The sequence below is a fragment of the Bacteroidia bacterium genome (assembly GCA_023228875.1).
Classification (GTDB): domain Bacteria; phylum Bacteroidota; class Bacteroidia; order NS11-12g; family UBA955; genus JALOAG01.
This window is the reverse complement of sequence record JALOAG010000029.1, coordinates 1-10,263: the sequence shown is the minus strand read 5'-3', so window position 1 is coordinate 10,263 and position 10,263 is coordinate 1. Positions and strand designations below refer to the sequence as shown.

The 10,263-nt window shown below is 33.7% G+C and carries 5 protein-coding genes; all 5 read right to left on the bottom strand.

The genetic code is table 11. From position 1 onward, the window contains the following. A partial coding sequence (locus tag M0R38_12160; protein MCK9482486.1) for a hypothetical protein occupies nt 1-469 on the bottom strand: 469 nt, incomplete at its 3' end. Nucleotides 470-483: 14 nt separating this feature from the next. Next, nucleotides 484-3,069, bottom strand: a complete 2,586-nt coding sequence (locus tag M0R38_12155; GenBank protein ID MCK9482485.1) for a hypothetical protein — start codon at nt 3,067-3,069, stop codon at nt 484-486. 15 nt (nt 3,070-3,084) lie between these two features. Further along, nucleotides 3,085-8,229 (bottom strand): hypothetical protein, encoded by a 5,145-nt coding sequence (locus tag M0R38_12150; GenBank protein MCK9482484.1) that lies wholly within the window; start codon nt 8,227-8,229, stop codon nt 3,085-3,087. Between the two features lie 12 nt (nt 8,230-8,241). Further along, complete coding sequence (locus tag M0R38_12145; GenBank protein MCK9482483.1) at nt 8,242-9,285, bottom strand: phage tail family protein; 1,044 nt, start codon at nt 9,283-9,285, stop codon at nt 8,242-8,244. A 14-nt stretch (nt 9,286-9,299) separates the two neighbouring features. Continuing rightward, nucleotides 9,300-10,263, bottom strand: a 964-nt coding sequence (locus tag M0R38_12140; GenBank protein MCK9482482.1) for a hypothetical protein, incomplete at its 5' end; no start/stop codon positions are given.

The window sequence follows — 10,263 nt, the reverse complement described above, 5'->3', positions numbered from 1 at the left end:
AATTGTTTCCAATATTATTTACAGCTGGTGCATCATTATTCCAAGCTGAAATCCAAGGAAGTAAATTGGCATCTACTCCAGCGGCACCAGTATTCCCAATTTTTGTTGCCGCAATTGGGATAGTCATTTTTATAGTTTGTCCACTATAAGTTAAAGACAATGAAACAGTGTCATTATTAGAAGCATCAAATGTCCCAGAACAAGTTGGAGTAAATGTTGGATTACTAGAAGTTCCACTCAAATGACCACTTGCAGACCAAGCATAAGTTTCCGGAGTAACCAAACTACCATCTTGATATAATTGACAACTAAATGCACTTTGTGTTGGAGTAGGATTACTTCCATTGGCATCAAAAGTAATAGAGCGCACTCCACCATTAATCACACCGATATATGTTTTACCATCTGTTCCATTTGTTCCTGCGGCGCCATCTTGGACTTCAGTTATTGTTATTTGTCCTCTTGCCATTAATTACTCACCCCCTATTCACCCACATCTACAAAGTAAGTTGCTTTTTCATCAATATCAGTAGAGTCAACTGAAATTTCTTTATTACTTGTAATTGGGTAGATTGATAAGCTACTTCCTAAAGCAATAGTTGTCGCTTCGTCTAAAGTAACTGTCGTTCCATTAATTCCAATAACTCTTCTTGCGTAAATTTCACTTCCAAAAACATAAAACTTACCAATTGTGAAGTTGGCATTTGTTCCCGAAATAGTTCCTGTTGTTCCAGCTACACTTTGAGTAAAAGTAATTCCAGCAAGGGCTGTTTCTTTTCCCACAATTTCTTCTGGGTTACCGTCTTTATCATTTTTATGCCAAGCATATTGTAGGGTTGCGCCTGATGGATCGACAACGACTCCATTTCTACGGACAATTGCTGTTAAAGTTGTGTTTCCAACCGCGTTTTTAAAAATATTTCCATTTGAGGAATAAACTTCTACTTGATATGGATCAGTAATATCTATAATGGTAATTGTATCAGAATACTGATTACCATTGTATGTAGCAATACACTTAAAAACCTCCATACTATCAACAGAAGAGGCTACAACATCATAAGTTTTACTTGTTGCGCCACTAATTGCTGTTGAAGCAGGACCTTTGTACCATTGATAAGTAACTCCACTAGAGAGAACTGAACCTAGTTTGTATAGATCCATTTGCAAAGTGATTTCATCTGTTGCATTAGCATTTTTAAATACTGTACCATCTGGTGTCCAGACTGATGGAGTTACTGCTGAAATACCTGATTTTGCTTTAGAAAGTGCTTGTGTAGCCGTTAAAGAAATTATTTCTCCGGTCGCGCGCTTACCTGTAATTGTGTATGTAATCACAGCAGAATCAGTATTCATTGAACTATGATTTGCTACTGTAGCATAAGTGCCTGAGTCTGAAATTACTCCAGCAGTCAGAGTGCCACTAGTAACCGCTCTTGTAGCAGACCATGTTCCATTAGTGGTTCCAGTTTGGTAAGTTAATTCATTTGCTCCTTCAAAAAGTCTAATTGTTGTACCTGAGCCTGTGTAAGTTACATTTCCATTTTCGTCAACTGGAACAGTGTGATTAGTATTGGAGAGAATGAGGGTTAGGGCATCTAATCCTTCCTCGCCAGTATCTCCTTTTGCACCATCTCGCACCTTAAAAATTGTAAAAGTATCAAGGATTGACGCTCCTTCAGAAGAAACTGCTTTGATAGTTAATGATTTGCCTGTTCCCCAAATACTGGCAGTAGGATAAATTTGAACACTATCAGTTCCAAAAACAACTGCACCAGCGGATGCTGTTAAAGATGTTGTAGGACTAGCTCCATCAACTCCATAAGTCCAAGTATAAGAAGCAGATGAAACATTTTGCTTTGAAACAGACAATGTTATTGAAGAAGGACCAATTAAAGTGCCTGAAGTATTATAACTAAAAACCTGCGGACCATTTAAAGAGATTGTTTTTGCAGTCGCACCAGATGCACCAGTTGCACCTGTTAAACTTTTAGCCCATGAAAAAACTTTATTAAATGTTTGTCCATTAACCGTGATTGGCAAAGTGACTGTTCCAGAATTAACCCCACCAAAAGTTGATGCAGAGGCAACAGTAATGGTGTATTTTGCACTAGTAGTCCCTGAGCCTGAAATAGTAGCGGTCATTCCTGTTGGTAAACCTGTCGCTGCGCCTAAAGTAGTTGCAACTTGAGTAGAACCTAAGTAACCATAAACATCAATTTCTACAGTGGTGGGAGAAACTGACCCACTCACATTAGCTAAAAAACTATGAGATTCATTGCTTAAAACTGCGACTGGAGCTGATGCGCCATCTACCAATTTGGCAATAGATAAAACGTCTTCAACTCCAGAGCCATTTCCCATTTTTACTGCAATTGTGTTTGCAGTCATGGTGCTTCCAGTTATTGTTATGGTGTTCCCAGTCCTACTGACTCCAGAGGGAACAGTTGTACTAAAAGAGCCTCCATTCACACTATATTGCCAAAGACTAATTGAGGTATTTTGGGCAGAACCCGTAACTGTAATTGTTGAAGGAGTAATGCTTCCCGATTCTGGGACTTTAAAAACCTGTCCAGTAGAGCTTAAAGTGATTATTTGTGCGTCTGCACCAGCTTCACCCTGCCTAGTTAAACCAAAATCAATGTCGAGAGTGATTTTAATAGGTGTAAGATCAAACGCTGCGCTTGGTGAATATGTAATTTGACAAGTAAACTTAATTGCTGGGTTAAGAGCAGTTAAAATGTTTTGAGTAATTGTAATTGATGTATTCAACCCATTGCCAGTTCCAGAGGGGTTTAAAGTAATTCCACCACCACTAACAGTAATTTCAATATCATTTTTAAACCATTTAATTGTTTTTACTTGTGAAGCAGTGATAATATTATTTGCTTCTCCCATTTTGTATAATTCAGCTTGAATTGTGTTATTAGTTGAAACCCAGTTTGGGTTATATGTTGTTCCAGTGGTATTTAAAAACTGTATTTTTGGTTGCGTACTTGATAAATACCCCTGTAAATTAACAGCATCGTTAAGGTCTATAATTGTAATTTGCCCTGTTGCCATAGCCATATTTTCCTCCTTTTACTACCAAGCATATGAGCAAGAAATATTGCCCACTTGATGTATATTATCTTCTGTAATAGTTAATGTTTTATTAGTTGGGTCTGTAGAAACTATTGTTGTTTCATTTATTTTCCAAGTTAAAGATGTTCCATCTATACTAGAAGTAATATCTTCTCCATTTTTATAAATTTTTACAGACAATGTAGTTTCGGTTTCTCCAGGAAAAATGTGGTTTCCAGTAATGATTACTTCATAACTGTCTGGAATAGTTGGGGGATCACTAATATTGCTCCAAGTAATTACTTGATTTGGACCAAGAGTAAAACCAGTTTCTGGGTTAAGTTCTAAAACATTGTTCCCCAAACTATCTTTAAAAATCATTCTGCCATCTTGATAAATCCTAAGAGGAGCATCGTTTCTATTAAGATAGTTTGCTCCCGCCCAAATTCTAATATTGTCTTTTTCAAGTACCGCAGAATTATCATTGGTAATACCCGCATTTGGTAGCACTAAAGAGCCAGTTAGATAAGCATTTTGAGAATATAAACCATATCCCTCTAATTGGCCTCCAAACAAGCTGTCTGTAATACCACTTAAATTACCAACTCTAGTTTTTACTTCCTGAGTGGTTGGCAAATGAATATTAGAACCCTCATTTACTATTATATCAAGATAAGGGCCATAAGTCAAGTCATCGCCTTTTAAAATTATGTGCCCACTTCCATCTGTGCCATAGTTAATGATCGCTGTTCCGGCAGGAATATTGAAGGAGGTTGTTGGCGTGCTACTCAAAATATTTGCAGTATATTCAGAAAATTCACCAGTGTTACTGTTCTGATTCATCACTTTCAACCACAATATTATTTGTTGTGTCGCACTAATATATGTTTGAATTTTCAAAGTGTCGCCAACTTCAAATAAATAAGGTTGGTTTAAATAAGTGTTTTTAATTTTGAAAACTAAATCAGTGGCTTCATCTGCTTTAGTTACATCCTCAAGTAAAACACCTGATTCAGCAACCATTAGAGTGCCACCCTGCGCATTAACCTCATCATAAACAAAGACTGTAGATTTTAATGAACCACGAGCGGTAATGTTTTCAAATTCAGCATTGCCATTACTGTTAATTTGCCAACCAGTGACTCCACTTTGAAAAACAGTGGATGAAATAGTTCCACTCAAATTAACATTAGTTCCTGAAAGAGTCCCATCTGAAGTAGAAATAGTTGTTACTGGCACATCGCTTGAATTGTTAAAAAATCTTGCCGAAGTAGCATCAATAATTACACCTGCTGTTGAACCATCTCCAGTATTAGTCGCTGTTTTAAATTCCGAACCAACGATTGTTCCAGTGATTCCTAAATTTCCTCCACTGTAGGTTAAACCACTTCCTAAACTAAATCTTCCAGAAGCATCAAGCCATATTCCACTAGTTCCAAAAGCAGCTCCAGTGGAATAAATAGCAGTTGTTGTTGTACTGCTTGTCCCACTAATATTTAATTTTGTAGCATGACTACCAATAGTGATTGTATTAAGAAAATTGCCCGCTGTTGCATTAATTGTCCCACTAATTGTTGCTCCAGTAGCATTTAAAACTCCTGATTGTGTCACTTTAAAAGGAGCACTTGAAGGAGTCAAATGACCAGCATAAAAAGCAATTGTGTCTCCACTTAACATACCCTTTGCAGTTTCATTTGTTGTTCCATTGCTTAGCCCATCGGTTGAAATTTCCCAACCACCTATTGAGCCATCCTCAGCAGTAATGTTTCCCTCTATTGTAGCACTTGTAGCAACTAAGTCTCCATCATAGTTTACTTTAAAAGGAGCAGATGTAGAAGCTGTATTTCCTGCCCATATTGCTATGTCTGTTCCAGTAGTGCCTCCTCCATAAAGGCCAACTGTAGAAGTTGAGGTTCCAATAGTTAATTTGTCTTTTAACCAGAGTTTACCGTCACTGTCTGTTTCTAAGGTTATTGCGTCATCTTTGTCTCTCAAACGCATACCATAAGTATCAGTAGTTGATAGTTTACCAATTTGTATTCTTTCTTGTGAAGAATTATCAAATACTTGTAAACCATAATCTGAAGTAAGTTTAATAGAACCGTCTTGTCCTTGAATATCCAATCCTTCCCAAGTAAGTGCAAGTTCTGGATTAGAGCTAGAACTTCTTTTAAAAATAAGCCCTTGGTCATTATAACGAACATAAGTATCAAAATCTGTTGCTCCTGTGTCATCAACCCCATAAGCAAACAATCCTTCAGCAATCCAACTAAAACGAATTTGATTAGAGTTCCAAATATTTACTTTTTTAACATCCAATCTTCCAAGTGTCATTGCAGAGGCATTTATTCCTTCAGCGGTTATTCCAGTAGTCCATTCTCTAACACTACCATTCATACTATTAGAAAGAAAAACACCTTTACCATTTATCCTTACCATTCCAGAGACTGGGGAGATTCCAGATAAATCGGTTACACTAATCCCATTTTCATTCCAAAGAACTGAGTTTCTTAAACTAGTTCCTATAGTTATATAGTTTTGATTGAGAGTATTTTGAAAAAAGTCACTATTAATAGTTTTTGTAGGAGTTAGTGCTTCGGCGGCGATGTCAAAACTATTTTCTCTTCTTTGAACACTTTGAGTAGAAGCGACAATTCTTTGAAATAAATCTTCAAATCTTTCCTTGTAATTGCTAATAGTAATTTTATTGTCTTTTGAGCTATCTAGGTCTTCTTCAATCTCAGAAATAAAACCAGACATATTAACAATTTTTAAAGGCCTATCCGTAATGAAAACTTTTTGACCTTCTTTTGGAATAAAGCTTTCAAAACCAACAAGAGAGGACAAATCAATAACGTCTATTTCATAACTTACTTTTGGCCAAGCAGATCTTTCCAAAACTTCAACTGCGTCATAGTAGTATCTATTTATAGAGTCGTTTTTTTCATATCGTACTAATGGGTAGGTAGAAAAATGTTGAGCATTATTTGTAGTTTTTAAAGTAATTGTGGTGACAACTTGAGCTGTTGTTGAGTTATAAGAAGTAGAAACATTAAAGTCAACTCCTTCTATTAACAAAACATTATTTTCAGACTCTTCTGAATCATATTCACTAAAAATTTCTAAAGATAAGGGCAATAAATTCTGGTCTGTAAAAGAGAATTTTCTTTCTGTCCACTCTATACAAGAACCATAAATTAAAGTTTTACTATCATTGTAAAAAGAATTTTCCCCTTTTAATTTATATTTCATATAAATGTTTGGGTGCGAACCTGTTTCTAATTGACCACCTGAAACTATTTTCAATAATAAAGCATTAGTTCCAGAACGAGTTCCAAAAGCAATATCATAATCTAAATATCTTGAATAACAATATCCAGTAAAATTGTCTGTTGCCCAAACTTCTATTGAGTCAATATCAATTTCATTAATATTACTAATTGTATAGTAGTAATTTCCAGAAGTTGGAGTGTATGTTATACTCACATCTTCATTTGAGATAGAATTAGTAATTACCTCATAGTCTGTATTTTGCCATTCTCCTTCTTTAATAATTGTAGAATTTGCTGATTCAAAAGTATCAATTATTGAATTTTTATTATTTTTAATGGTTTCAATATCACTTTCTAAAGTACTGATTGAGCCTTTTAAAGTGCCTAATTCATTTTCTTTTAAAGATAGCAATTCAGTAGTTTGATTTATAATTCCTGTTTGCCAAGCTATTAATTTTGTATAATAATTATAAGGATTGTAATTAAATTCAAAAGAAATAGTTCCGGGATTAGTTAAAAAAGATATCCCAGTAATTGTTTTTGGGTCGTATTTATCTTTATATTCATAATAAAAAGTAGGTAAAAAAGAATTTCCCGCTGCGTTTCTAAAATTACTAAAACTTCCACTAATTATTCCTTGAGCATAAGATAAATCAATTTCCCACCTATTATTAGAATTTTTAAAAGGTGTTTTATAAAAAGCTGTTGTATTTTTTAAAGAGGTTGACATTTCTGATTGTCTATTTATATAATCATTTTTAGTTTCAGTTGCGCCAATTTTTTGAAAAGTTAAAAAATCAATTTCTCCAATTAAATCTGACTCTAAAGTTTTAATATTTATTAGTTCAGCTTGTTTACTTCTCAATTCTAAATTATAAGCTCTTAAATTTGCTTTTAAGATTTCTAAGTTATTTTTTTGAGTTTCTGAAAAAAGTCCAATTTCTTCATAATAGTCAAAATTATAAAGAAAATTTTCCATCATAAAATTAGGTTTTGCATCATCAATATTTATAAAACCATCATCTTCATATTCACTTTCAATTCTAGAAACATACATTTTACTAACAATTTCATTAGTATCTATTTCTCTTTTAACTTTATTTAAATTCAAACCATAAGAAAAGTGATAATCTGATTCTTCTACTACTTCTTCAACAAAGCTTATATTTTTACCTGTTACTTGATAAAAATCATCATAGGTATAAGTGAAAATTGGCCAAACTTGAAATTTTTCAGCAAGCTCTTGAATTATATTAAAAACATTACTTTTTTCAATATTAATTATTCTTACTTTTTCAATTGGAGTACTAGTTTCTACTGCTTCCCAAACCTCATCGTTTAACTCATAATCAATAATTTGAGTATCTTCATAAAGAGTTGGAACTGTTGCTTGCCAACCACCACTACTATCATTTCTAGTGAAAGGTAAAACTAAATTTACCCAAAATTCAAGGTTATATGTATCATCAGGATATTTAGAAAAAAGAAAATCTTGGTTAAATGTAGCTCTATATCCCAACTTATTTAATTCATAAACAAAAAAACTTTCACAAACAACAGAAGCAATAATAGCATCTTCTTCTCTATTTTCAATAAAATTTTTGATAACAAAATCATAAATTTTTTCATTTTCTTCTTTTTTATTTTTTATTAATCTAATCTTTTTTTCATTAATTATTTGAGACCAAAGGTGATTTTCAACAAAATCACCTTCAGTCACGCTGTAAATATATAGTGGAATATCAAAATTTAATTCTTGAGTTCCATTTACTTTTCTTTTTAATTTTACATTATATGCTTGCCCATCAAATTGTTCTTGCCCATGAAGCAAACCTAAGAAAGTGTCATTATGCTCCCAAAGTGATAGTTCGTAATTGAAAATATTGTCTGGCATGATAACACCTCCTTACCAGTATTTGTATTTATATTTTAAGGTTAAATTGGTAATAGTTTTATTTATAGTTAAAGTGTTGTTCCCAGGGTATGCTTTCAAAAATGTTCCATTATGCAACGAACCTAAATTATATATGGTTGTTCCACTATTTGCTATTGCACTAACCAAACATTTGGATGGATCACAAGTAATTGTCCAAGTTCCTGCTGTTTGCTCTGAAAGAGCAGTTAAGTTATTTAATGATTTCAATTCAAAAACTTCATCAGGATCTTGCGTAGTATTTTTAAACTGTATTGGATCTGCATCAATATCAAAAACTCCTACAGTAAATTTAAAATAGATTGGGTCTGCGGCATCGCCACCATTATAGAAATTTGGAGTTAATATTCCAGTAGCAGAAGTATAGCCAGTAGAACTATTTGGTTTTGGAGTAGGAAGAGGATAGTTGGGGTCTGATGCTCCAGGTGCCGCACTATGTAATCCACTTTCTCCCAACCAACCAGGAATATTTGTGCTATTATAGGGTTTGTTTGTTGCCCAATTTGATATGTTTCCACTAAATATAGGAACTTCACTAGTTAAAGCATAGTCAGAATAACCATAAGGGTCAACAGCAATGAAGTCAATAGTTAGTGTTCCTTTAAATATATGTTGCTTTCCATTTGTTATATCTTCTTCAAAAGGAACAAATGAAAATATTGGAGGTCTAGCGACTTTTACCCAATAGTATTTATATGGCGCCTCATCAAAAATAATTTTTGCAACATTGTTGGGAGTTAGCCAAGTAATTATTGCTCTTTTATCTGCACTAGTTAAATTATCAAATGCCAAAGAAATTGAAATTGGTTTTGTTTTTATTTTTGTTCCAAAATAATAAGCACCATCTTTACCACTAACTTCAACAATTTTGTCTTCAAAATCAGCGAACAGTGATTGAGAATTCATGCCCGAAGGCGACACTACAGTGAGTTTGAACTCACTGCAATGCCTGTTGTCAAAAATAAATCCAATAAATTCATAGTCTGTGTCTGCTGTATAATCTAAATTACTAATCATTTATTTATCCTCCTTTATCTCGCCTTAGGAATAGATATTGTTGATCTATTCTTAAGAGCATCCATTATTTCTTTACGCACTAGCTTACCAATTTCTATCTCAGATGAGTTTACTCTATTTGCTAGATTTACTGTAATATCTCCAACAGTTATTGATTCATTATTAGATGTTTGACCACCAAAACCATAATTCATTGAGTGTTCTAAGAAATCTCTTAAACCAGCGAAAATTCTTGTTTGATCTGAATTGAGGAATGCCTCAGGGTTGGTTTTTGATCCATGAACTTGTGCTGGTCCAGTATAGTCAACAAGACCTCCTTTTGAGAAACCCATTTGTTGAGCTAGCCAATTGGTATTTGAACTTCGATAACGCGCTTTTTCTAAATATTGGTTCCACCAAAGTTCAGTAGCAGCACGGGTAAGTGGCCCAAAACTTCCATCAATATCCAATTTTGTTTTTAAAAGTGGATTTTTATTCAATAAAGTTTGCAATTCTGAAATTTCACTTTTTGTTAATGATTTAGGGTTACTTGCTTTTACAATTAATTGATAAGTTCTTTGGAGATTTTCTTCAGGGGTTTTTTCATTACCACTACTACCGCCATCACGATCACCACTATTGTTACCATTACCACCGCCAATTGTTATTCCCTTAAGTCCGGCAAGTATAGCTTCAACTACACTGTCTTTTATAGTTTTTAAACCCTCATTATATGCATTCATCAATATAGTTAACTGATTTTTCCACTCATCTAATTTTGTACTCTTGGCTAATGGATCCATTTGTAAATAGTCATTAGTATTAGTTAATATATTTTCAATAGCTGTCGGACCATCTTTTATTGATTGATCTACCAATCTCCAATAATGTCCATTAAGCTTTTGTTGATTAATTAATTCTTCTCTTATTTGAATTTCAATATCTCTTTGCTCTTGTTGCAATTCATATTGCTCTTGCAATGCTTCATATTGTTTGTCA